This window comes from Klebsiella michiganensis (genome assembly GCF_015139575.1).
GTDB classification, from domain to species: domain Bacteria; phylum Pseudomonadota; class Gammaproteobacteria; order Enterobacterales; family Enterobacteriaceae; genus Klebsiella; species Klebsiella michiganensis.
In genome coordinates, this window is the sequence record NZ_AP022547.1 from 4,017,265 (window position 1) to 4,038,458 (window position 21,194).

The following is a 21,194-nucleotide window of genomic DNA, read 5'->3' on the forward strand; positions in this document are numbered from 1 at the left end:
CAATGCCACCTGACGTACAAACCTATGACAGAGCGACTACCCAGGCATTCAGCTTTGGCGACCCCATTCCTGTACTAGACCGCCGCGAACTGCTGGATTATGTGGAATGCGTCCAGATGGACCGATGGTATGAGCCGCCTGTAAGTTTTGATGGGCTGGCACGCACGTATCGCGCTGCCGTGCACCACAGCTCACCGATTGCCGTTAAGCGCAACATCCTGACCAGCACGTTTATCCCGCACCCGTTGCTGAGTCAGCAGGCATTCAGTCGTTTCGTGCAAGACTATCTGGTGTTTGGTAACGCTTATCTGGAGAAAAGGACTAACCGGCTGGGCGGTATTCTGTCGCTGGAACCATCACTGGCGAAATACACCCGACGCGGGATCGACCTTGATACTTACTGGTTTGTGCAGTACGGCATGACCACACAGCCGTATGAGTTCACCAAAGGCAGCATATTTCATCTGATGGAGCCAGATCTGAACCAGGAGATTTACGGCCTGCCGGAATATCTGTCCGCCATCCCCTCCGCGCTGCTTAATGAGTCCGCTACTCTTTTTCGCCGTAAGTATTACATCAATGGCAGTCACGCTGGGTTCATCATGTACATGACCGATGCGGCGCAGAATCAGGAGGACGTGAACAACATCCGCCATGCGATGAAAAGCGCCAAAGGCCCGGGCAACTTCCGTAACCTGTTTATGTACTCGCCTAACGGAAAAAAAGACGGCATTCAGATCATCCCTCTGTCAGAAGTTGCTGCAAAGGATGAGTTTCTTAATATCAAGAACGTGAGCCGGGATGACATGATGGCAGCGCACCGCGTGCCGCCGCAGATGATGGGAGTTATCCCCAACAATACCGGCGGTTTTGGTGATGTAGAAAAGGCCAGCCGCGTATTCGTACGAAATGAATTGATTTATCTGCAAGAGCGTTTAAAAGAAATCAACTCTTGGATAGGAGATGAAGTTATTACATTCACAACATACACTCTTGACAACTAATCATGTCAACACCTTAAACACTGACAAATACAGTGTTTAAGGTGTTTTATTTCAGATAATTTGATATATAGTCATCCATCTTAGCTTGCTTTAATATTCCACTATTTTTTATATAAGTCACATTACCCCAATCAAAATAAGAACAAATGATCACAACGATAGTTAATAGACGCTCATCAGTTAGGTTTATTAACAGCTCATACTGTTCCTCTTGCTTATCAGCATCAATTTTATCATCTATAAGTTTTACCAAAAGATAAAACCTTCTAACCAATGAGAAGATTTGGTCATCAACATCCAAACATTCTAACCACGAAATAATTCTTTCGTCATCCACCCCTGCTTTAACTAAAAGACACAAATTATCATCAATGTAAGTAACTGCGTTATTAGCTCTATACTCAGTTATAACCGTATTGTTAGTTGCCCCATGTTCATGTTGATCATCATTATCCGCACGATCATCTATAAGAATCCGAAATTTACTATAGTTCGATTCCTGAGATTCTATAAGACAAAAAAATCTCATCTCGAATTTTTTATAATCCTCAAGCAATTCTTGCCTTTTAATTTCCTGAGTTAGTGTAGCGTTAGACTGAACTTGTAACGTCACAGATCGAATTAGCAGGCATATGGATATAAAGCTAAGTATGGGGTTAAGAACCCCTCCCATAAAGTCCCCAAACTGTCCCCAAACATCAGCATTCTGAGTACTTAAATACCCAATACCGAACTTAAGAGAGTAAAGGCCCCAAGCAATTATTATTAATGTTAAACAAATTATCTTCAACATATTACTGTACCGTATGAACTAAATATTTAATGGTCTCACCACTATTGATCCTTACTCTACTTACAGTTAAATTAAGATAAGTATAGCCAGCTGCTGCGGGTGGGTTATTTACATGTAAATTCGCTGAAATCATTCTTTTTTGAGCAGGGAGAATCACTCGTAATGGACTGTAAAAGCCAAACGCGACAGTATCATTCTCACCTTCAAGAACAAGCCTACCATTACCTGTACGTGCATTAAATCGCGTAATGTATGCCCTAATTACTTCTGTTCTTTTAGAAACCCGTGATTTGAATAAGTTAGTTGCGGTAGAAGTATCTAATTCAATCACTTTTTTTTTGTCATGTGCTCGCTGCTTAAAATTCAGCTCGATATTATAGTTTTTCTTAAGATTAATTTCATGCATTCTTTTTAGTGGCGCCCTTATACGGCAAATTAATTCATCCTCAATATCTGAAAGTCCTTTTACTACTTCTTCAGCTTCATCAGAGAGCTCACGACTTTCTAAATATAAAGACTGAGAAATAAAAAAACTCATCACTTCATTGAAAACTGGTTTTGAAATTTTACGAAGTTCTGATATCAATTCAGCCTCGTTAATAACCAAGTCAAAATTTTGCCCATATGACCCTATAAAATTCCTCTTTAGTACCGCTCTAGCCGGATTTACATGGCTACGTCTCTTGATTATTACCTTCCTAAGTATTGCTTCTGCTAACAAACAAGTAACCTCGGCGGTTCCAGCAAGAGTATCTAGACCATATTCCATATCAACTTCATCATCGCCGCTTTTGATAACGACATCGTAATTAACACGCATTTTCGTTCCTTGAGAAGAATGAAAGATTCAGTTATAAGAGTATTCTCAAATTAACATAGCTGTGAAATTTTTTGAACTACTGCTCGTGGTAGAGCGCGCTCGTATCCCCGCCACGCCTGCCCGCTTTGTGTAGTGGTTTTCATGCAGGAGCATGACGGGCCGGAAAGTGCGCTAGTTCTGGCGGCCCCGACCCATTGCGATCCTTTTTGGATCATGCGAATCCATGCACCATAGACATGCACTGCTTTCTCAAACCGCAGGGTGCCGTACGGGAGGGAGTTTCCCATGGTGCGAAATCACTAATGCGTACTCTCATCCTGCCCAACTCCATATTCATTCAGCCTGGTAACCAGATCGCTCGTCAGCTCCGATAGCCACGAGATCGCAACCTCCTTGTCATCATCGCTACAATCTGAGCTGGCGACCAGTCGGGCCATAAGTTCTATCCGCTGCAGTGCAAGTGACTCCATGAACAAATCGTTCACAACTCCCTCCCAATATTACTGTTTATATATACAGTACATCATATAATTTTAAAGCTGAAATACTTTTTTACTCAGCTAACCCTTTGATTAATCTATAACCTCATTCCTGCGTTTTTCAGTACCACTGACGCCATTTGTCATCCTCCTGTAGACGCTGATTCCGGTAGAACAGGCGCAGCCCGGCCCCAGATGGCAGACTTCCACCACGCAGAAGCAGATCCACCTCCGTTTCACTCGCGTCAAATCCTCTGGACCGCAGCTCCACATCAAGCTGCAGCCGTTGGTGTTCCGTAATTTCCTGTTTGTAGCCTTTACGGCGCTTCGGTTTGACCAGCCGCAGCCTTGCTGTCAGCTCACGCAGCTCTTTTTTACTCATGTTTTCGAAGTCCGGTAGCGCTGCAGGTTCTTCGCTGCTCGGTAATTCGCCCCCTGCCTGGTACATTTTTTCAACAGGGGGACAGTTATTGCCACGAGTCCAAGGGGCGCAAGCGCCCTGGTCGGCTGTCGCCTCCTGAACGTCAACGGCCTTACGAATCATTTTCCACTTGATTGCGTGCGTGCAAATTCGCCCCTCAACAATCGGGGACCAGATGCCATAAATACGGATGCCGTGATCGCCGTAGGCGCTCGGCTCGTCGTTAAGCTCGTATGCCGTCCTGACAAGATGATGCTTACGGGGAACCAACACGCCGCCCTGCTTCATGATGTAGGTGGCAAAGCACCCTGCATCCGCAGCAGCCAGCACAGCGTCCAGACGAGTATTTTCCAGAACCGGCGCACCTGCTTTTTTATCGCCCTGCGCTCTCCCAGCCTGGCCTGCCAACAGGCGCAGCTCACGATAAGCTTGGCGGCCCGGAATGCCGAAGAAACGGAACTGCTGCACGCGGTGCAGTGACGCCCAGGCGGTGACATGCTCTGCACTGTCCCGCAGTGACCTCCCCGTTTCCTTGCTGACTTCTTTAGCCAGGCCGTGCCCGTCGATGTTCTTGCTGATGTATTTGGCGATGTAGCTTGTCGGCGTGCCTTTGCGTGGGTTGATCAGCTCAGATTTAAAGCGCGGCCCTGTATTTTTGCCCAGCTCCTCGCGGTCTTCGCGGATAGCAAATTTACGCAGCAGCGCAGTGATGGAACGGCGGTCTTTTTTACGCATGAAGCAAAGCAGGTGCCAATGCACGGTGCCGTCATGGTGAGGCTCAGCAACGCGGACGCCATACCAGCGCAGCCCGGCTTTGTGCATGGCTTTACGGAATGCGGCGAACGTATCGACCAGATAATCACTGCTTTGCCGGACCGTTTCGCTGGTCCACTTCGGGTTTGGCCTGCCGTTGTTGAGGGTGGCATGGAAGCGGGACGGACAAGTGATGGTATAGAATACGGCGCAGTCGCTGCGCATTTCTGCGATTAACTCCAGCCCTTTGACGCAGGCCATCATTTCATTGCGGCGGTGTGCCGGGTTGCTGTTACTGGCGTTCACCACCTCTTCCATATCCAGCGTGTCGCCGTCAGCGTTAACCAGCTCATGCGATTTGAAAAACTCCAGTGACCTGCGGCGCTGTTCGCGCTTATGGATCACAGCTTCATAGCTGACATACGGGGAGGCTTTCTTGTTGACCAGGCAAACGGCGCGCAGCTGTTCCTCCCGCCACTCGCAGCGCATCTGCCACAGCTTGCGATACCACCAATCTGCACACAGCATACGAGCCAATGAACCCGGAATAAGGTCATAAGGCACAGGCTTGCGACGGCTTTTCTTGCGGCGTAGTTGTTCGAAAGCAGGCGGGATCACATCAAGCCGCATAGCCTCAGCCGCCACCTTTTCCCATGACTGGCGGATTTGTTCCGGTTTGACGTCATCAGTCACAAACAGATCGCTGCAGGCCGCATCGAGACACATACTCATATGTGCCGAAACCAGCGTAGACAGTCGCTTGACCTGTTCCTGATTCATTTCAGGGAGAACCAGTAGCCCCTCCAGCCCTTCGTGGCTCGCCATAAACCGGAACGAGGCAGACACCTGACTTTCACGCACGCGATGCAGCCGCTCAAGACACGGCCTGATGGTCTCGCGCAGATAGCGGGAATATGCCTTTGCCCTTCCCAACCCCTGGAAGAACTTAATCCTTTCGAGAAGTGGTTTGCTGATGTGGGCAGGTTCGGCGCTGACGTTGGCCAGAATGACCAAATCGGGATTAACACGCTGCTGCTCGCGGGCCATTTTTGCGCAGCTGATGAGGTTATCCTGCTCCATTTCTCGCTGGATAGGATCGCGGGACTCATTGAAGAAATAACGCTCCCAGACCTCATCACTCAATGCCTCACTGCGTAGCTGCCCCTGCTCATTATCAGCAGCGTACAGAGTGATCAGGTTTGAAAGTGCGGAAACCGGCGCTACTGCCGCCGGGTCCAGATAGGGGTTAACCGCCTTTTTAGGCGAGGTCCATGGATATGCCCCGGCAGCATTACCTCCGCTACCAGGGACTTCAGATACATGAGGTGCGATAAGACGGCCTGAACTGATATCCGTCACTCACAAACTCCCGCATAGACACTGCTACATACCGCGCTGTCATTTGTGCCTGCAAGCAGATCAAATTGCGCACCACCTCGTGTGGTTAACGCCCAGTCGCGATAAGTCTCAATGCCATAGCCATCTACGGTGATGACTTCAATACGCTTTTCGGCTCGTCGCGGATCGTGAGTCGACGGGAAGAACGTTGAATTACCACGACGTGAGCATTCAGCAACCATCCTTTCCCATTCTGCGACACGGCGAATTTCTTCTGGCCAGCGCTGAAAGATTTCCGCCAGTTCAGATTTACGGGCATGGATGCAGGGCATGCATCCGACACGGCTACAGCCCTGCAGATAGAGAGGATTAGGTTTGATGCCATGACGTTTGGCAATGGCGAACACATCTTCGTGCTGCCAGTTGAGGATCGGGCGATAAACATGAAGGCCAGGAGTGTTATCCGCATCTTCCTCCCAGTCCGGAAGCAATGCACGCGCTGGCGATTCCTGCGCCCTCACTCCCTGCCAGCTGATAACCTCGTCATATTCATCTAATGCAGGGACAATCACCTGAGTACGGACGGGCTCATGCTTCAAATCAAATGTGCAAAAACGAGCCTTTGTGGACGGGAATCGCCCTTTCCACATGCACAAGTCAAGAAACGGATTGCCAGTTGGTTTAAGAATTTCTAGTGCGCGATGGATACGTTCTGCGGCCTCATCAGGAGACATGCCGCATTCCTCAACCAAAGAAACAGGCCATTTTTCAGCAATGAATTTACGCTTGCCTTCAATCTGGCGAGTGAAATCCGCTTTCACACGAATAACCTTACCCAGCCGCGATTCCAGATATTCCAGGTAGTCCATCGTCTGAGGATGCTCATGGCCCGTATCAGCAAAGACAGAGATATGAGGAACATCGTTTTCAATGGCCCGTAACCACTGAGCAAGGCTATCCTTGCCCCCTGAGATACTGATGCTGTTAATAGTGCTGATACCGAAGCAACGCGGATCGATGATGTTCATACAGCACGACCGCTGTAATGTTTACCTTTCAGCTCAGCAATTTCCTGGCAAGTCACGCAGCACTGTACGCCCGGAATAGCTTGTCTGCGCGCCGCTGGGATTGGCGCTTCACAGTCGATGCAAAGCACGCGAGCGATACCCGGATTTCGTGCCCGGGCATTGTGGATATGGCGCTGCAGGTTTTCTTCGACGCGCTGCTGTACGAGATCCATAGAATCAGCCATCAGTGCCAGTCCCCGCGTGATTCAGCTTCATAACGGGCAACTTCACGGCGCAGTAATTCTGCAGCCTCCACTCCGTTCATCCCCTCTTTCAGGATGTGGATCGCCAGTGCCTCCATGCGGATGGAAACGGCAAAGGCGCAGCTTTTACGCTCATCCAGACGGGTCTCGTTAAACAGCTGGAACAAACCGGCATCATCCGGTCCGGTTTTAGTAGTGCGTGTTTCACTATTTCGCATAATCATTTCTCCTGAATTTGGGCAAAAGAATGCCCGGCGGGTTTACGCCATTAATTTCTGTTTTGGGTTAATTCGGCATGGTTAGCCGTTTGGGAAATAAGCTCACTACTGCACGAAAATGATTCATTGCTTTAATTAGCTCCCGCGTTTCGTCAGTGGTCAGCTCATTAATATTGACGTTGTGACGTTCTGCCGGAATTTTTGCCATGAAGAATATGGCGGCCAGTGCCCTCTCGTTTTGTTTGTAGTTAATGTCGCGGGGATCGCGCATCTCATGAATAAACCGCTCCAGCTCACGCTCAATATTCAGACCAAACACTTTTGCTCTCAGCTCCGCGATGTGGTTCAGCCCATTCAGGCGTTGACCGGGACTAAGCGGAACTGTCGCCGTGTTACCTTCTATAGCCATTGTTCAACCTCACTAGCAACCTGAACTTAAATGGTTAAACATCCACATAACCCACTGTTCCAAAAAATGTTTAAAGTGATGCCGGGGATTTTTATGCACGCCCGGCACGTGCCTTAGTGGTAGACTATTTGCGCCAACAATCATCTACCCATCGAAGGAGAAACCTGATGTCAGACTCTGACAACTTCCACGTATTGCCTCGCCCTGCCCCTGCACCTCAACCAGCGCCGGGACAGGATAAAAAATAGGATTCCGGCATGACTAAACAAAGCTCCGAATACTTCCAACTGCATTACAGTTATTACCTTGAGGTTATGACGGCAACGCTTCACGGTAGAGCTGACAAATTGATGACAGCCATTCAGCTTATTAGCGGTACTGCTGTGTTTGCGGACACTGGTCTGGAATGGTTGTTCGCTTTGCCTGTAGTCGTTATCGCGACAATTCAACTTGTGTGGCAACCAGCTATTATTTCCGAACGTGCTAGCGTACAAAGCCGCCAGTACGGGGAATTGCTTTATGCAGGGGATGAACTGACCCCGGAACTGATTGCACAAAAGTTGAAAATGCTGCATCACTCTGATTCCGCACCTTTCGGTTCTTTGTTAAATCCAGCCTATAAAAGAGCTGCTATTGCATGTGGTCGGCCTGATGACACTAAGCTCAGCGTCCAGGAAAAGCTTTTCGCCTGGTTTGCAGGTTGCTTGCCACGTTAATACTTAGACGTTGTAACAAACTCTTTTTGCCAGTTCCCCGGACAGCCTGCTGCCGGGGAGACAATTCAATACACGGATGCCACTTTTTCCCGTCAGGTAAGTGAATCCAGCCGTGACCGTAATGCATTGCCGGGCTTTGCCTAACCAGCAGTGATGCGAATGAGGGTTCGTTATTCAACATAAACACCTCAGCTCAGCCCAAAAGAAGAGCCAAGACCTGTCACGGTATCGACGACACTGGCCATTGCAGGATTGGCCTGTAAACGCGCCTGCAGTGAAATAGCGGTTAAAGCCATCAAACGAGTAACTGAATTGACGCTTTCAACAACCTGACGGCGGGTAGTCGCATTCAGTTGAACACCAGAAACCGCACTCGCAGCGACACGGCCGATCTCGGCGGTGGCTTTGAGGACGTACTGAGGCATTTTCTCTCGAGCTACTTCATTGGTTGGTACGCATGGCAGGCAATGGATCTGCGCCAGAAACCCATCTACCAGTGTTGAGTCTTCGGTGAGATCGGTCAGCAGCCAGATATCTGGGGCCGTAAGCTGATGCGGTTGTTCTGGGTTGAGCTTATTACGCAGGGTTTGTACGTTCATGCCTGCACGTTCCGCCAGCTTCGCCATGTTGTGACGCAGCGCGAAGGCCCGGCAGGCCTCATTGAAATGGGGGTGTTTTGATATGCGAAAGTCAAACATAGTAAGTTGCTCCGTGAAGTCTCAAAATGGAACTAATTGATAGTCACGTTGCAATCTGAGAGTGCATCAACGGTTAAAGCAACGATGTTAATCATTACCTTTTCACGCTTCTTATCTTTGCGCAGACGGTGACGAGGCAACCGACCATCTGCAAGCATGTCGTTAATGGTGTCAACAGGTAGTCCAGTAAGCTCGCTATAGCGTTCAATTGTGACGTGAGGCGTAGTCAAGGTGATTGAAATATTAGGGGTCATGATGCAACATCTCCTATTGGCTTGTGGTGAGTCTTTAATAATCGTGGCAAGTACCCAATTGGGAACAAAACAAATGTTAGGATCGCAATAGAGATATGTCAACATCAAAGTACCCAAATGAGATTAAAATAAATCCCAATCAGGGCGGCAAAGCTGCGATTGAACGGTTGGTGGAGGCGTATGGTTTTACGACGCGGCAAGCTTTAGCTGATCACTTAGAGGTGTCGAAAAGTACTTTAGCTAACCGTTACATGCGGGATACCTTTCCTGCGGATTGGATAATCCAGTGCGCTCTTGAAACAGGAGCATCTTTGGCATGGTTAACAACAGGAAACGGTCCAGTATTTGATGATGCTCGAAATAATGTCATGACGGTTCCCTTCCATAAAGTAATTGAAGGGAAGTTACATGATGAAAGTTTTTTAGTTTTGGATGCTAGATTTTTAAATAGAAGCCTGATTAGGCCATTAGCATTAAATGTTGACGGTGAAATATATATAGCAGAATCAGAATTCGATGAAATCACTGACGGTAAATGGCTTGTTAATATCGAAGGAAAAATAAGCATTAAGGATTTAACCCGTATACCTATTGGAATGGTAAAAGTCATGGGTAGCAACTCTAATTTCGAATGTTCACTAACTGACATTACCGCCATTGCAAAATGCAAAGGTATTTTTACCGAAGACATTTAAAGGGAATAACAATGCCTGAAACAATTAATAATAACGAAGATTTTAAAGATCAGAAAGAATACTTACTGCAGTTACTCGAACGAGAATCAGTAAGGATGGCCGATCATTATTATAAGCATATAAAAGAGCTAATTCTTTCGGAGGAGATAGATGAGGCACATCGAAATCTAATGGATTTTAGGCGTTTTTATAAAGCTCACCTTACTGATAATACATTACAAGACAATGAAGATGAGCAAACCCAATCTATTAATTTAAAATATAAAAAACGCAGGACAAATAGCGAGTCTGATTACTCAACTCACTTAAAAAAAATAGAAGAAAGAAACAGCATATTATCATTAAAATTAGAAGAATTATCTCGTGATAGTGAAGTAAAAAATAGACAGCTTGAAAAGCTTGTAGTAAAAACAAAAATCTTACAAGATGAAAATAATGAACTCCGTAGTCAAGTGCAACAACAAAGAATTGATGAAAAAATCCCCACATATGTAAACAACGTAAAGTCAGATTTAGGAAGTGATGATAAGCACTTCATAATAATGTCTATTATTTGGTCTATTTTTGGGGGTATTTTTGGTGTACTCGCTGTAACATCTGCATTTTATACATTGTATATAAATATTGATTTGAAAGATCTTGGCAATCTTCAATTAATGTATATATTCACCAGGGGTTTAATAGGTATAGCTATACTTTCTTGGCTATCATATATTTGTCTTAGCAATTCTAAAAAATATACACATGAATCTATTAGAAGAAAAGACCGTCGACACGCACTAATGTTTGGTCAGGTTTTTTTACAAATATACGGCTCAACTGCTACAAAAGATGATGCAATAGTAGTATTCAAAGACTGGAATATGTCAGGTGATTCTGCATTTTCAGACCAAACCGAGCAACCACCAGGACTCATGTCATTATGGAATGCAGCTAAAGATAAAGTCAAAGCAACCGGAGATGTGAAAGAATCTGCTTAAATTTTGATATGTATGTTTTTAACACATCCATATGTTGACACTGTATCTATAAACAGTATAAATCCTTCTAATTATAGGAGGATTTATGGCTATAAGAAAATTAGCGACAGGAAAATGGATTTGTGAATGCTACCCCGCCGGGCGCAGCGGGCGCCGTGTGCGTAAGCAGTTCGCCACCAAAGGCGAAGCACTGGCTTTTGAACGTCACACGATGGATGAGGCGGAGGCTAAGCCTTGGCTGGGAGAATCGGTAGATCGCCGGACTCTGAAAGACATCGTTGAACTCTGGTTCAAACTGCACGGCAAATCCCTGACCGCTGGCGAGCATGTGTACGATAAGCTGATCCTTATGGTCGATGCGCTCGGAAACCCTCTCGCAACCGACCTCAGCTCGAAATTATTCGCGCATTACCGTGACAAGCGCCTGACAGGTGAAATCTACTTTAGCGAGAAGTGGAAGAAAGGTGCCAGCCCGGTAACTATCAATCTGGAGCAAAGCTATCTGAGCAGCGTATTTAGCGAGCTGGCCCGCCTTGGAGAATGGACGGCACCAAACCCACTGGAAAGCATGCGTAAGTTCACCATTGCCGAAAAGGAAATGGCCTGGCTAACGCATGAACAAATCACAGAGCTTCTGTACGACTGCCAACGCCAAAGCGCCCTCCTCGCGCTGGTCGTTAAAATCTGCCTGAGTACCGGAGCGCGCTGGCGCGAAGCTGTGAATCTCACTCGTTCCCAGGTCACTAAGTACCGAATTACTTTCGTCAGGACCAAAGGAAAAAAGAACCGCAGTATTCCGATCAGCAAAGAGCTTTATGAAGAAATCATTGCCCTGGATGGCTTCAAGTTCTTTACTGACTGCTACTTCCAGTTTTTATCTGTGATGGACAAAACCTCCATCGTGCTTCCGCGCGGCCAGCTTACCCACGTTCTGCGCCACACATTTGCAGCGCACTTTATGATGTCGGGCGGAAACATTCTTGCCCTGCAAAAGATTCTCGGCCACCACGATATAAAAATGACCATGCGCTATGCGCACCTTGCTCCTGATCACCTTGAAACAGCCCTACGCTTCAACCCGTTAGCTACCTTGCCAAGTGGCGACAAAGTGGCGGCAGAGGTTGGCATTGCCCCGTAATCGCCACTCCTTACCACTAACCTAACTTATTGATTATCTTGCAAGCCGTTGTTTTCACTCACCCGTTTACATAAATGGGTTTTTTGTTTTCTGCGCCCCGCTCACGCTCCCGCCAGCCGGTCTACCATCAGTCGAATCGCTTCTCTCGATAGCGGCGCTCTGTCGGTCACGAAGTGCAGCGTCATCCCCTCGATAAAGGCGTCAAGCCCGCGGGCCGTTGCCGGTTCAAACCACTGCTCAAGGGTCCGCTGGCTGCGCAGCATCCAGTTCTGCATGACCGCTTTTAAATTCGGCTGGCTGCTGCAAAAAGCATACAGCTGATACATCAGCCCCATATTGCGCGCGGTGGTCACCTGGGCGCTAAAAATCAGCTCCGCAATGGCGTCACAGGCCTCTTCGCGGCTATGCACATCGGCAAAAAACTGCTGATACTGCGCCGACATCTGGCCGGTAAACAGGCTGAACGCCTCTTCGACCAGCGCCTCAATGCCGCTGAAATAGTAGGTCAGCGAGCCCAGCGGCACGCCCGCGCAGGTGGCGATTTTCCGGTGCGTGACCGCGTGGATACCGTGTATCGCGATCGTGTCCAGCGTCGCCTGCAAAATCCGCTCCCGCCGCTGCGGGTCGTTTGGTCGACGGGCCATCCCCTTTTCCTCTTTCATTTAAACAGATACTGAATCCCACGGCGTACGCGTCAAATATGCCTCAGGCTGAATCGAATCATAGAGGTCAATAAAAAAGCATTCCGCGGCAGCCTGCCTGGATGTACAAATGTACACAACCTTGCTACTGTTGTCTGCATCTCTTCACTCTCGGGCATTTACGGATGACAGCGCAAACCTCCCGCAGAGCCCTCCAGCTAAGGCTGTGGGCGCTCTTCATGTTCTTTTTTATCCCCGGATTACTCATGGCCTCATGGGCGACCCGCACGCCGGCGATTCGCGATCTGCTCGCGCTATCGACGGCGGAAATGGGGATTGTATTATTTGGACTATCAATAGGTTCGATGAGCGGCATCCTCTGCTCAGCGTGGCTGGTCAATCGATTCGGCACCCGTAAAGTGATTCGCGCCACCATGTCCTGCGCGGTGGTCGGCATGCTGGTGCTCAGCGCCGCGCTATGGTTTACCTCGGCGGTGCTGTTTGCTATCGGCTTAGCCATCTTCGGCGCCAGCTTTGGCTCCGCGGAAGTGGCCATTAACGTCGAAGGCGCCGCCGTTGAACGTGAGATGAATAAAACCGTCCTGCCGATGATGCATGGTTTTTACAGCTTCGGCACGCTCGTCGGCGCCGGGATTGGTATGGCGGTAACCGGCTTCGGCCTGCCCGCCGCGCCGCACATCCTGCTGGCGGCGCTGGTGGCCGTCGCCCCCATTGCTATCGCCATTCGCGCGATCCCTGAAGGCACAGGCAAAAATGCGGCGGAAGCGGCGCGCCATGAAGGCAAAGGCCTGCCGATATGGCGCGATGCCCAGCTGCTGCTGATTGGCGTGATCGTCCTGGCCATGGCCTTTGCTGAAGGCTCCGCCAACGACTGGCTGCCGCTGCTGATGGTTGACGGCCACGGCTTCAGCCCAACCTCCGGCTCGCTGATTTACGCAGGCTTCACCCTCGGCATGACCCTTGGCCGCTTCACCGGCGGCTGGTTTATTGACCGCTACAGCCGGGTGACGGTGGTTCGCGCCAGCGCGGTAATGGGCGCCCTGGGCATTGGCCTGATTATTTTCGTCGATAACCCGTGGGTCGCCGGACTCTCCGTACTATTATGGGGCCTCGGCGCGTCGCTGGGCTTCCCGCTGACCATTTCTGCCGCCAGCGACACCGGCCCCGATGCGCCGAAGCGCGTCAGCGTGGTGGCGATTACCGGCTACCTCGCCTTCCTCGTCGGGCCGCCGCTGCTGGGCTTTCTCGGCGAACACTTCGGCCTGCGCAGCGCCATGATGGTGGTGCTGGCACTCGTGCTGGTCGCGGCCATCGTCGCCCGCGCGGTAGCGAAGCCACAATCTGAACCCGTGATGGAGAACAGTTAATGAGCATCAAAATGATTGCGGTAGACATGGACGGCACCTTTCTGAGCGATGCCAAAACCTATAACCGTCAGCGCTTCCTCGCCCAGTATCAACGGATGCGCGAGCAGGGCATCCGCTTCGTCGTCGCCAGCGGTAACCAGTATTACCAGCTTATCTCCTTCTTCCCCGAAGTGGCCCATGAGATAGCCTTTGTCGCCGAAAACGGCGGCTGGGTGGTCAGCGCCGGCGAGGACGTGTTTAACTGCCGGATGCCGCGGGAACATTTCAATACTGTTATCGACCATCTCCAGACGCTGACCAACATTGAAATCATCGCCTGCGGTAAGCGCAGCGCTTATACCCTCAACCAGTATAATGATGAGCTGAAAGCTGTCGCGGCGAAGTACTATCATCGCCTCGAACTGGTCGACGACTTTAATCATATTGCTGATGATGAAATTCTGAAGTTCGGTCTCAACGTCCCGGACCAGCTGATCCCGCAGATACAGCCGAAGCTGCACGCTGCGCTTGGCGATATGGTGACCGCGGTCGCTACCGGCTACGGCAGCATTGACCTGATTATTCCCGGCGTGCACAAAGCCAACGGACTGCGCATCCTGCAGGAACGCTGGGGCATCGAGAACCATGAAGTGGTGGCGTTTGGCGATAGCGGCAACGATATCGAAATGCTGCAGCATGCCGGCTTCGGTTTCGCCATGGCCAACGCCGCCGCGCCGGTGAAGGCCGTCGCCGGCTACCGCGCGCCGCACAATAACGAAGAAGGCGTGCTGCATATTATTGATAAAGTGCTTAATCGCGAAGCGCCGTTCGCCTGAGGCCGCGCCTGCTGCGGCGCGTAACGTCGCAGCAGGGCATCTGAAGATTACTGCGGTTCGAGGGAGCTGCCTACGCGTTTATCCTTCAGGAAGTAGACCGTCATCGCCAGCCAGAGCACCCCGCTCAGCAGGTTGAGCAAGCTGAAGAGTCCGCTGCCGCCAGCCTCATAGGCGTGCTTGCTCACTTCGATACCCACGGTAAAGATCAGCATTTGCAGCATCCCCATCGCCGCCGACACCGTTCCTTTGCTCATCTCGCTGGCAAACAGCGTCAGGCGTACCAGCCCGGCGTTAGCGAGCCCAATCCCGAAGGCGTAAACGCTCAGCCCGGCGGTCATCCACAGATACGCGTGGGTTGACGCCACCGTCGCGACGGCGGAGATCAGCAGGCCGATCATAATTGGCCAGCCGCCGAGAATAATCAGCGAACGCACCGTCTTGCGGGAAGTCTGGCGCGCCAGCACCAGGTTACCGGCAATCAGCGCGCCAAATATCGGCACCTGCAGCAGACCATACTCGTAGCTGGTCGCCTGCTCGCCGCTGATGATGATCACCGGCGATTGGGCAATCCACGCCAGCAGCGGCAGGCTGACAAAGCCGGTGGCCAGCGCGCCGGCGACAAAGCGCAGGTTTTTCAGCACCTCACGATAATCACGCCCCAGCTCTTTAACCGATAGCTTCTCGCCCATGCGGGTGGCGGTTTCCGGCATCGCCTTCTGTAGCCCAAAAAAGGCGATAGCGGCCAGCACGGCAAACAGGACAAACATCATCTCCCACGGCAGGAGATGAACCCAGGCCGCGCCCACCAGCGGCCCAAGCAGCGGCGCAATCAGCGCGACGTTGGCCATCAGCGCCGTGATCTTGATGCACACCGCCTCTTCAAAAGACTCCTGTATCGCCGCATAGCCAACCGCGCCGATAAAGCACAGGCTGATGCCCTGCAAAAAGCGCAGCAGCGTGAACTGCTCAATCGTCTGCGCCAGCAGCGTCGCCAGGCAGGTCACGATAAACCACACCACCCCGGTCAGCATGACCGGACGGCGGCCGATGCGATCCGAAAGCGGCCCCAGCAGCCACTGCAAAAACATACCGCCGGCCAGATAGGCGGTCATTGAGGTCGGAACCCACTCATTGCCCACGCCAAACTCTTCCACCACCGAGAGCATTCCCGGCTGGATCATGTCATTGCCGATATAGGTGGCGAATTCGTATAACACCAGGCACAGCGGAAAGAGCAGCGCCTGACGTCCGAGGCGTTTGCCTGAAAGCGAAGAATTGTGCATGAAATCTCTTATTTAAATAAAACCGCGCAAAGTTTAATGAAAGTCGTGCCGGGGAGATAGTGAATTGTGAGCGATGAAGAGAAATATCGCCACGCAGAGACCGCGTCGCCATCACCGAATGAAAATCCCACTGTATATATTTCGTTTATGTTTCAATTAGATTACAGGCTATATACTCCTTTACTCAGTCTGTTAACGAAGCCACATGTGCACTTTCATTCATAACAAACTGATAATTAAGACAATACTGCTTTACCTTATCGCCACCGTTTTTTAAGGTGGGCGGCTTGTTGCTAACGGACCCAAGAGCCTGGATGTATGCTGGAAAATATTAACTACTCGCTGTTTGCATTCCTCAATGCCACCCCCGCGTCGCCGTGGTGGGCAATTGAAATCGCGACGTTTATCGCCAAAGACCTGATTATTATTGTGCCATTATTGGTGTTCGCCTTATGGCTTTGGGGGCCAAACCAGCGTCAGCTAGTATTTAAGGTGATGATGGCGCTCGCGATTAGCCTCACGCTTTCATGGATATTCGGCGTGTTTTTTCCGCATGAACGTCCGTTTGCCGCCGGTGTGGGCTATAACTTCCTGCATCATTCACCCAATAACTCCTTCCCAAGCAATCATGGTACTATCTGCTTTACCTTTGCGCTGGCCTTTATGTTCTGGCACCGCCTGTGGTCGGGCGCGCTGCTTATCGCCGTTGCCTGCGCGATTGCCTGGTCCCGGGTCTATCTCGGCGTTCACTGGCCGATGGACATGCTGGGCGGGCTTCTCACCGCGATGATCGCCTGCCTTAGCGCCCAACTGCTGTGGCAAAGCGGCGGAAAAACCCTCTATCAGCATCTGCAGCGGCTGTACCGCCTGTTCTTTTCGCTGCCGATTCGCAAAGGCTGGGTGCGCGAATAGACGTTCCTGACCAGCCGGTAAAGTTGCGGCAGCGCCCGATTCCTGCGCGTGACTAAGCCTCTTCCGGCAGGTAAAATCGCCGCTGACGCCCTGTCAATGCAGGGCGCTTTCAGCTTAGAGGGAATATGGAAACTCGTCGTGACGAACGCATCAGCCAGCTTATTCAGGCACTCAAGCGCAGTGATAAACTCCATCTAAAAGAAGCGGCCACCCTGCTTGGCGTGTCAGAGATGACCATTCGTCGCGACCTCAACGGCCACAGCGGCCCGGTCGTGTTGCTGGGCGGCTATATCGTTCTGGAGCCGCGCAGCGCAACGCACTATCTGCTGAGCGATCAGAAAACGCGCCTTGTGGATGAAAAACGCCGCGCCGCCCGCCATGCGGCAAAGCTGCTTGAGCCCCACCAGATGGCCTTTTTTGACTGCGGGACCACCACGCCGTGGATCATCGACGCCATCGATAGCGCCCTGCCCTTTACCGGCGTCTGCTATTCGCTCAATACCTTTCTTTCCTTACAGGAAAAGCCCCAGTGCCGCGCGATTTTGTGCGGCGGCGAGTTCCACGCCAGCAACGCCATTTTTAAACCGCTAAGCCTGCAGGATACGCTGAGCCACCTGTGCCCGGACATCGCGTTTTATTCCGCCGCGGGCGTCGATTGCGAGCAGGGCGCGACCTGTTTTAACCTGGAAGAGCTGCCGGTCAAACACTGGGCGATGAAAAGCGCTCGCTACCACGTGCTGGTTGTCGATCACAGTAAATTCGGCAAAGTCCGGCCGGCGCGGATGGGGGATTTATCGCAGTTTGACGTAATAGCCAGCGACGTCTGTCCGGATGACGATCTGCTCGCGCTGGCGAAGGAAAAACAAATTTCACTGCTTTACTAACCGCGCCCCGCAGGGCGCGGCCTGCATTTTAAGAGAACCAACCGCCGAACCAGCCGTGCAGTTTCATCAGCACGAAATCGATCATCCGGCTAAAGAAACCGCCTTCGTTTACCGCTTCCATCACAATCAGCGGCCGCTGCTCAATGGTTTTATCATTCAGTTTGAAGTCGATGGTGCCGACAACCTGCCCTTTGGTCAGCGGCGCGGTCAGCTGCGTATCGTTCAGGGTGTAGCTGGCCTTGAGGTTTTTCAGCTGGCCTTTCGGCAGCGTGATGGAACCCGCCTCGCCCGCCCCCAGCTTCGCTTCACTGCTATCGCCAAACCAGACGCGCTGGGTAATGAAGGTGGCATCGGGTTTAATCGGCGTCACGGTTTCATAGAAGCGGAATCCCCAGGTCAGCAGTTTTTCTGATTCGTTAAAACGGATACGGTCAGTTTTGGTGCCGAGCACGACGGCAATCAGGCGCATATCGTTTTGCGTCGCGGAAGAAACCAGATTGTAGCCCGCCCCGGCGGTGGTCCCGGTTTTCACCCCGTCAGCGTTGAGGTTCGTGCTCCACAGCAGGCGGTTGCGGTTCGGCTGGCGGATTTTGTTGAAGGTGAACTCTTTTTCTTTATGGATCGCATACTCTTCCGGCACGTCATGGATCATCGCTTTGGTGAGCAGCGCCATATCGCGGGCGGTACTGAACTGACCCGGCGCGTCCAGACCGTGCACGGTCATAAAGGTGGTGTTGGTCAGGCCCATTTTCTGCGCATAGCCGTTCATCAGGCTGACAAACGCATCCTGGCTGCCCGCCACGTAGTCGGCTATCGCGATGCTGGCGTCGTTGCCGGACTGAATGATGACGCCCTTGTTAAGATCTTCTACCGACACCTGCATCCCCGGCTTGAGGAACATCACCGAAGAGCCGCGCAGCGCCGGGTTACCGGTGGCCCACGCATCGCGTCCGATGGTCACCATATCAGTAGACTTAATCTTACCCGCCTTTAACGCCTGGCCGACAACGTAGCTGGTCATGATTTTGGTCAGGCTCGCCGGGTCGAGTTTTTCGTCGGCATTGCCTTCGCTGAGCACTTTGCCGCTGGCATAGTCCATCAGGATCCAGGCTCGCGCGTCAATGGATGGCGCATCGGGGAGTTGTTCCGCAGCCTGCACCGCAGGCGCAACGAGAAGTAAAAGCGCGCAGCCTGCCGCGAGGCCGCGAAGGGAAAAAGCATCATGCGTCATAAGAGCCACCCAAGTATCCTTTCCAAACAAAAATATGCCGCCACACTCGTTCCGCGCCGCAGCAGCCGGTGAGTAAAGCGTACAAATGACCTTAAAGAAACAGCGAGTTGGTAAAGTTTTTAAAGTTTACGCAATAACCTCGTCCGGTGCTGCAAACAGCGCAATTTTTTTGATCGCGGTTGCCTAAATATTAACTTTATTCCAACATGAATGCTCACTACGCCGCAACGGCGGCGAAATAAAAAGCAGGAGCGGATATGATTACGCTGTGGGGCAGAAATAACTCGACCAATGTGAAGAAAGTGCGCTGGGTGCTGGAAGAACTCGACCTCCCGTATCAGCAAATTCTGGCAGGCCTGGAGTTCGGTCTGAATCACGATCCGGCCTATCTGGCCATGAATCCCAATGGGCTGGTACCGCTATTGAAAGATGAGACGACCGATATCGTGCTCTGGGAATCAAACACCATTATCCGCTATCTGGCCGCGCAGTATGGTCAGGATCGCCTGTGGGTGGAGTCGCCCGCCGAACGCGCTCAGGGAGAGAAATGGATGGACTGGGCCAACGGTTCGCTCTCGCCGGCCCATCGGCCGATTTTAATGGGGCTGGTGAGAACCCCGCCGGAAAAACGCGACCCCGCCGCGATTGAAGCCGGTATTGCCACCTGCGAGACCCTGTTCGCCATTCTCGATGACGAACTGTCACGCCATCAGTGGCTATCAGGCGACGCCTTCGGCCTCGGCGATATCGCCGTCGCGCCGTTCATTTATAACCTGCTGGAGACCGTGAAAACCTGGCAACCGCGCCCGCACCTGCAGCGCTGGTATCAGCAGATTAACCAGCGCCAGGCCTGGCGCAACGTGGTGATGATCCCGGTCACCTGATATTAGCCCGCCGGGCTCACCCTCAGCAGCTCGCCGTTGGATTCGTCGGTTAAGACATACAGATAGCCATCGGGTCCAACGCGCACATCGCGGATACGTTTACCGCGATCGCCCAGAATCCGCTCCTGTTCCGTCACCTTATTGCCGTCAACCTTGAGGACAATCAGCGACGTATCCTTCAGCGCGCCGATAAATAGCCTGTGCTGCCACTGCGGGAAGGTCGGCGCGTTGTAAAACGCCATACCGCTCACCGCCGGCGACTTCGCCCAGACAAACAGCGGCGCTTCGGTTCCTTCCAGCGTTTTGCCTTTGGCCTCCGGGATCGGCAGGCCGCTATAATTAATGCCGTGCGTCGCCAGCGGCCAGCCGTAGTTTTTCCCTTTTTGCACCAGGTTGATCTCATCCCCGCCGCGCGGGCCGTGTTCATTTAACCACAGCGTATCGCTCCACGGGTTCATCGCCATCCCCTGGGGGTTGCGAATACCGTAAGACCAGATTTCCGGCCTGACGCCAGCCTGGCCGACAAAAGGATTATCGTCCGGGACCTTGCCATCAGCCGTTAGCCGCACCACTTTTCCCTGCAGCTTATCGAGATCCTGAGCGGTCGAACGCTGGTTATTCTCCCCGAGACCGATAAACAAATAACCGCGGCCGTCGAACACCAGCCGCCCGCCAAAATGGTTGCCGGTTGAGAGCTTCGGCTGCTGGCGGAAAACCACCTGGAAGTTTTCCAGGCGCTGGAGATCCTCGCTCAGTCGGCCGTAGCCTACGGCGGTCCCGGCCTTGTCGTCACTCCCGCCTTCGGCGTAGCTTAGCCAGACCCGGCGCGACTGGGCGAAATCCGGGGCCAGCGCCACGTCAAGCAGCCCCCCCTGCCCGTTGGCCCAGACCTGCGGTACGCCCGAGATCGCAGGCGCGAGGCCTTTTTCCCGCTGCCACAGCCGGAGCTCGCCGCCGCGCAGGGTCATCAGAATGCCCCGATCGTCCGGAAGAAAGGCCAGCGCCCACGGGTGTTCAAGCTGGTTCTGCAGCACCTCTACGCGCTCCCGGGCGGCAAGGGCAGCCGCAGGCAGCAACAGTGCGGTAAGGGCTATCATCAGGGTAATGGTCTGGCGCATGGCATACTCCTTTTGTCAGCAATGCGATAAGGGTAGCCAGCGTGGGAAAACG

The 21,194-nt window shown here is 51.8% G+C and carries 23 protein-coding genes and 1 pseudogene; 10 read left to right on the top strand and 14 right to left on the bottom strand.

Features of this window, described 5'->3' with window-relative positions; genetic code table 11:
* Window positions 1-2 precede the first annotated feature (2 nt).
* Complete coding sequence (locus tag JLG71_RS18930; RefSeq protein ID WP_224394379.1) at window positions 3-1,004, top strand: phage portal protein; 1,002 nt, start codon at window positions 3-5, stop codon at window positions 1,002-1,004.
* A 46-nt stretch (window positions 1,005-1,050) separates the two neighbouring features.
* Here the strand turns inward: JLG71_RS18930 and JLG71_RS18935 are convergent, their stop codons facing one another.
* The 7 genes from JLG71_RS18935 to JLG71_RS18965 all read right to left on the bottom strand — a co-directional run bounded on the left by JLG71_RS18935 (window position 1,051) and on the right by JLG71_RS18965 (window position 7,505).
* A complete protein-coding gene (locus JLG71_RS18935; protein ID WP_116280353.1) occupies window positions 1,051-1,797 on the bottom strand; it encodes a hypothetical protein in 747 nt (248 codons plus the stop codon).
* A 1-nt stretch (window position 1,798) separates the two neighbouring features.
* The gene (locus JLG71_RS18940; protein ID WP_116280352.1) at window positions 1,799-2,617 is read right to left on the bottom strand and encodes a hypothetical protein; all 819 of its coding nucleotides are present in this window, start codon (window positions 2,615-2,617) and stop codon (window positions 1,799-1,801) included.
* Window positions 2,618-3,217: 600 nt separating this feature from the next.
* The gene (locus JLG71_RS18945) at window positions 3,218-5,602 is read right to left on the bottom strand and encodes a replication endonuclease (protein WP_200914320.1); all 2,385 of its coding nucleotides are present in this window, start codon (window positions 5,600-5,602) and stop codon (window positions 3,218-3,220) included.
* A 23-nt stretch (window positions 5,603-5,625) separates the two neighbouring features.
* Complete coding sequence (locus tag JLG71_RS18950; protein ID WP_200913751.1) at window positions 5,626-6,636, bottom strand: phosphoadenosine phosphosulfate reductase domain-containing protein; 1,011 nt, start codon at window positions 6,634-6,636, stop codon at window positions 5,626-5,628.
* On the bottom strand, window positions 6,633-6,860 hold the full coding sequence (locus JLG71_RS18955; RefSeq protein ID WP_060572614.1) for a TraR/DksA family transcriptional regulator: 228 nt from the start codon (window positions 6,858-6,860) through the stop codon (window positions 6,633-6,635). The genes JLG71_RS18950 and JLG71_RS18955 overlap by 4 nt, the downstream gene beginning before the upstream one ends.
* On the bottom strand, window positions 6,860-7,096 hold the full coding sequence (locus JLG71_RS18960; protein ID WP_049106743.1) for a DUF2732 family protein: 237 nt from the start codon (window positions 7,094-7,096) through the stop codon (window positions 6,860-6,862). The genes JLG71_RS18955 and JLG71_RS18960 overlap by 1 nt, the downstream gene beginning before the upstream one ends.
* 67 nt (window positions 7,097-7,163) lie before the next feature.
* Window positions 7,164-7,505, bottom strand: a complete 342-nt coding sequence (locus tag JLG71_RS18965) for a DUF5347 domain-containing protein (RefSeq protein ID WP_200913752.1) — start codon at window positions 7,503-7,505, stop codon at window positions 7,164-7,166.
* A 257-nt stretch (window positions 7,506-7,762) separates the two neighbouring features.
* On the opposite strand from JLG71_RS18965, the gene JLG71_RS18970 reads away from it, so the two are divergent.
* Window positions 7,763-8,221, top strand: coding sequence for a hypothetical protein (locus tag JLG71_RS18970; RefSeq protein WP_090279287.1), 459 nt, complete (start codon window positions 7,763-7,765; stop codon window positions 8,219-8,221).
* Here JLG71_RS18970 and JLG71_RS18975 read toward each other — a convergent pair.
* Genes JLG71_RS18975 through JLG71_RS18985 form a run of 3 tightly spaced genes read right to left on the bottom strand, consistent with a single transcriptional unit; the run spans window position 8,169 to window position 9,173 of the window.
* Entirely contained in the window at window positions 8,169-8,402 is a 234-nt protein-coding gene (locus tag JLG71_RS18975) for a phage filamentation protein Fil family protein (RefSeq protein WP_200913753.1), read from the bottom strand. The two genes, JLG71_RS18970 and JLG71_RS18975, sit on opposite strands and share 53 nt — an antisense overlap.
* Before the next feature lie 7 nt (window positions 8,403-8,409).
* Complete coding sequence (locus JLG71_RS18980; protein WP_200913754.1) at window positions 8,410-8,919, bottom strand: phage regulatory CII family protein; 510 nt, start codon at window positions 8,917-8,919, stop codon at window positions 8,410-8,412.
* Window positions 8,920-8,951: 32 nt separating this feature from the next.
* The gene (locus JLG71_RS18985; RefSeq protein WP_074177495.1) at window positions 8,952-9,173 is read right to left on the bottom strand and encodes a regulator; all 222 of its coding nucleotides are present in this window, start codon (window positions 9,171-9,173) and stop codon (window positions 8,952-8,954) included.
* Between the two features lie 116 nt (window positions 9,174-9,289).
* Here JLG71_RS18985 and JLG71_RS18990 point away from each other — a divergent pair.
* From JLG71_RS18990 to JLG71_RS19000, 3 genes and pseudogenes are all read left to right on the top strand, one after another.
* Window positions 9,290-9,868 (top strand): annotated as a pseudogene (locus JLG71_RS18990) (phage repressor protein CI); the annotation flags it as partial.
* Window positions 9,869-9,879: 11 nt separating this feature from the next.
* Window positions 9,880-10,848 carry a hypothetical protein gene (locus JLG71_RS18995; RefSeq protein WP_200913756.1) on the top strand — a complete coding sequence of 323 codons (969 nt, stop codon included), beginning with the start codon at window positions 9,880-9,882 and terminating at the stop codon, window positions 10,846-10,848.
* A gap of 85 nt (window positions 10,849-10,933) precedes the next feature.
* A complete protein-coding gene (locus tag JLG71_RS19000; RefSeq protein WP_320108961.1) occupies window positions 10,934-11,986 on the top strand; it encodes a phage integrase in 1,053 nt (350 codons plus the stop codon).
* Between the two features lie 101 nt (window positions 11,987-12,087).
* Here JLG71_RS19000 and JLG71_RS19005 read toward each other — a convergent pair whose 3' ends face one another.
* Window positions 12,088-12,630 carry a TetR/AcrR family transcriptional regulator gene (locus JLG71_RS19005; RefSeq protein WP_048261089.1) on the bottom strand — a complete coding sequence of 181 codons (543 nt, stop codon included), beginning with the start codon at window positions 12,628-12,630 and terminating at the stop codon, window positions 12,088-12,090.
* 182 nt (window positions 12,631-12,812) lie between these two features.
* Between JLG71_RS19005 and JLG71_RS19010 the strand changes: the two genes are divergently transcribed.
* Both JLG71_RS19010 and JLG71_RS19015 read left to right on the top strand, forming a co-directional pair.
* Window positions 12,813-14,015: an MFS transporter gene (locus JLG71_RS19010; RefSeq protein WP_042927846.1), complete on the top strand. Its 1,203-nt coding sequence runs from the start codon at window positions 12,813-12,815 to the stop codon at window positions 14,013-14,015.
* Window positions 14,015-14,830, top strand: a complete 816-nt coding sequence (locus JLG71_RS19015; protein WP_064358384.1) for a Cof-type HAD-IIB family hydrolase — start codon at window positions 14,015-14,017, stop codon at window positions 14,828-14,830. Before JLG71_RS19010 ends, JLG71_RS19015 begins: the two co-directional genes overlap by 1 nt.
* 47 nt (window positions 14,831-14,877) lie before the next feature.
* On the opposite strand, the gene JLG71_RS19020 is transcribed toward JLG71_RS19015, so the two are convergent.
* Window positions 14,878-16,113 (bottom strand): MFS transporter, encoded by a 1,236-nt coding sequence (locus JLG71_RS19020; protein WP_032748874.1) that lies wholly within the window; start codon window positions 16,111-16,113, stop codon window positions 14,878-14,880.
* A gap of 318 nt (window positions 16,114-16,431) precedes the next feature.
* Between JLG71_RS19020 and ybjG the strand changes: the two genes are divergently transcribed.
* Together ybjG and deoR are read left to right on the top strand one after the other, a co-directional pair.
* Window positions 16,432-17,025 carry an undecaprenyl-diphosphate phosphatase gene (gene ybjG / locus JLG71_RS19025; RefSeq protein WP_004849347.1) on the top strand — a complete coding sequence of 198 codons (594 nt, stop codon included), beginning with the start codon at window positions 16,432-16,434 and terminating at the stop codon, window positions 17,023-17,025.
* A gap of 125 nt (window positions 17,026-17,150) precedes the next feature.
* Window positions 17,151-17,909 (top strand): DNA-binding transcriptional repressor DeoR, encoded by a 759-nt coding sequence (gene deoR, locus JLG71_RS19030; RefSeq protein WP_004849345.1) that lies wholly within the window; start codon window positions 17,151-17,153, stop codon window positions 17,907-17,909.
* Window positions 17,910-17,937: 28 nt separating this feature from the next.
* Here deoR and dacC read toward each other — a convergent pair whose 3' ends face one another.
* Entirely contained in the window at window positions 17,938-19,140 is a 1,203-nt protein-coding gene (dacC, locus tag JLG71_RS19035) for a serine-type D-Ala-D-Ala carboxypeptidase (RefSeq protein WP_032721350.1), read from the bottom strand.
* A 257-nt stretch (window positions 19,141-19,397) separates the two neighbouring features.
* Here dacC and JLG71_RS19040 point away from each other — a divergent pair, with 257 nt between their 5' ends.
* Entirely contained in the window at window positions 19,398-20,024 is a 627-nt protein-coding gene (locus JLG71_RS19040; RefSeq protein WP_032748870.1) for a glutathione S-transferase family protein, read from the top strand.
* 2 nt (window positions 20,025-20,026) lie between these two features.
* On the opposite strand, the gene JLG71_RS19045 is transcribed toward JLG71_RS19040, so the two are convergent.
* On the bottom strand, window positions 20,027-21,142 hold the full coding sequence (locus JLG71_RS19045; RefSeq protein ID WP_025108076.1) for a PQQ-dependent sugar dehydrogenase: 1,116 nt from the start codon (window positions 21,140-21,142) through the stop codon (window positions 20,027-20,029).
* Between the last annotated feature and the right edge of the window lie 52 nt (window positions 21,143-21,194).

Bases quoted from the DNA above. Each gene is read 5' to 3' on its own strand.
- JLG71_RS19015 (WP_064358384.1), top strand. From the start codon at position 14,015: ATGAGCATCAAAATGATTGCGGTAGACATGGACGGCACCTTTCTGAGC.
- JLG71_RS19045 (WP_025108076.1), bottom strand. From the start codon at position 21,142: ATGCGCCAGACCATTACCCTGATGATAGCCCTTACCGCACTGTTGCTG.
- JLG71_RS19010 (WP_042927846.1), top strand. From the start codon at position 12,813: ATGACAGCGCAAACCTCCCGCAGAGCCCTCCAGCTAAGGCTGTGGGCG.
- JLG71_RS18970 (WP_090279287.1), top strand. From the start codon at position 7,763: ATGACTAAACAAAGCTCCGAATACTTCCAACTGCATTACAGTTATTAC.
- deoR (WP_004849345.1), top strand. From the start codon at position 17,151: ATGGAAACTCGTCGTGACGAACGCATCAGCCAGCTTATTCAGGCACTC.
- JLG71_RS18985 (WP_074177495.1), bottom strand. From the start codon at position 9,173: ATGACCCCTAATATTTCAATCACCTTGACTACGCCTCACGTCACAATT.
- JLG71_RS19005 (WP_048261089.1), bottom strand. From the start codon at position 12,630: ATGGCCCGTCGACCAAACGACCCGCAGCGGCGGGAGCGGATTTTGCAG.
- JLG71_RS18980 (WP_200913754.1), bottom strand. From the start codon at position 8,919: ATGTTTGACTTTCGCATATCAAAACACCCCCATTTCAATGAGGCCTGC.
- JLG71_RS18965 (WP_200913752.1), bottom strand. From the start codon at position 7,505: ATGGCTATAGAAGGTAACACGGCGACAGTTCCGCTTAGTCCCGGTCAA.
- JLG71_RS19000 (WP_320108961.1), top strand. From the start codon at position 10,934: ATGGCTATAAGAAAATTAGCGACAGGAAAATGGATTTGTGAATGCTAC.
- JLG71_RS18955 (WP_060572614.1), bottom strand. From the start codon at position 6,860: ATGGCTGATTCTATGGATCTCGTACAGCAGCGCGTCGAAGAAAACCTG.
- JLG71_RS18935 (WP_116280353.1), bottom strand. From the start codon at position 1,797: ATGTTGAAGATAATTTGTTTAACATTAATAATAATTGCTTGGGGCCTT.
- JLG71_RS18995 (WP_200913756.1), top strand. From the start codon at position 9,880: ATGCCTGAAACAATTAATAATAACGAAGATTTTAAAGATCAGAAAGAA.
- JLG71_RS19020 (WP_032748874.1), bottom strand. From the start codon at position 16,113: ATGCACAATTCTTCGCTTTCAGGCAAACGCCTCGGACGTCAGGCGCTG.
- JLG71_RS18960 (WP_049106743.1), bottom strand. From the start codon at position 7,096: ATGCGAAATAGTGAAACACGCACTACTAAAACCGGACCGGATGATGCC.
- JLG71_RS18940 (WP_116280352.1), bottom strand. From the start codon at position 2,617: ATGCGTGTTAATTACGATGTCGTTATCAAAAGCGGCGATGATGAAGTT.
- JLG71_RS18975 (WP_200913753.1), bottom strand. From the start codon at position 8,402: ATGTTGAATAACGAACCCTCATTCGCATCACTGCTGGTTAGGCAAAGC.
- ybjG (WP_004849347.1), top strand. From the start codon at position 16,432: ATGCTGGAAAATATTAACTACTCGCTGTTTGCATTCCTCAATGCCACC.
- JLG71_RS19040 (WP_032748870.1), top strand. From the start codon at position 19,398: ATGATTACGCTGTGGGGCAGAAATAACTCGACCAATGTGAAGAAAGTG.
- dacC (WP_032721350.1), bottom strand. From the start codon at position 19,140: ATGACGCATGATGCTTTTTCCCTTCGCGGCCTCGCGGCAGGCTGCGCG.
- JLG71_RS18930 (WP_224394379.1), top strand. From the start codon at position 3: ATGCCACCTGACGTACAAACCTATGACAGAGCGACTACCCAGGCATTC.
- JLG71_RS18950 (WP_200913751.1), bottom strand. From the start codon at position 6,636: ATGAACATCATCGATCCGCGTTGCTTCGGTATCAGCACTATTAACAGC.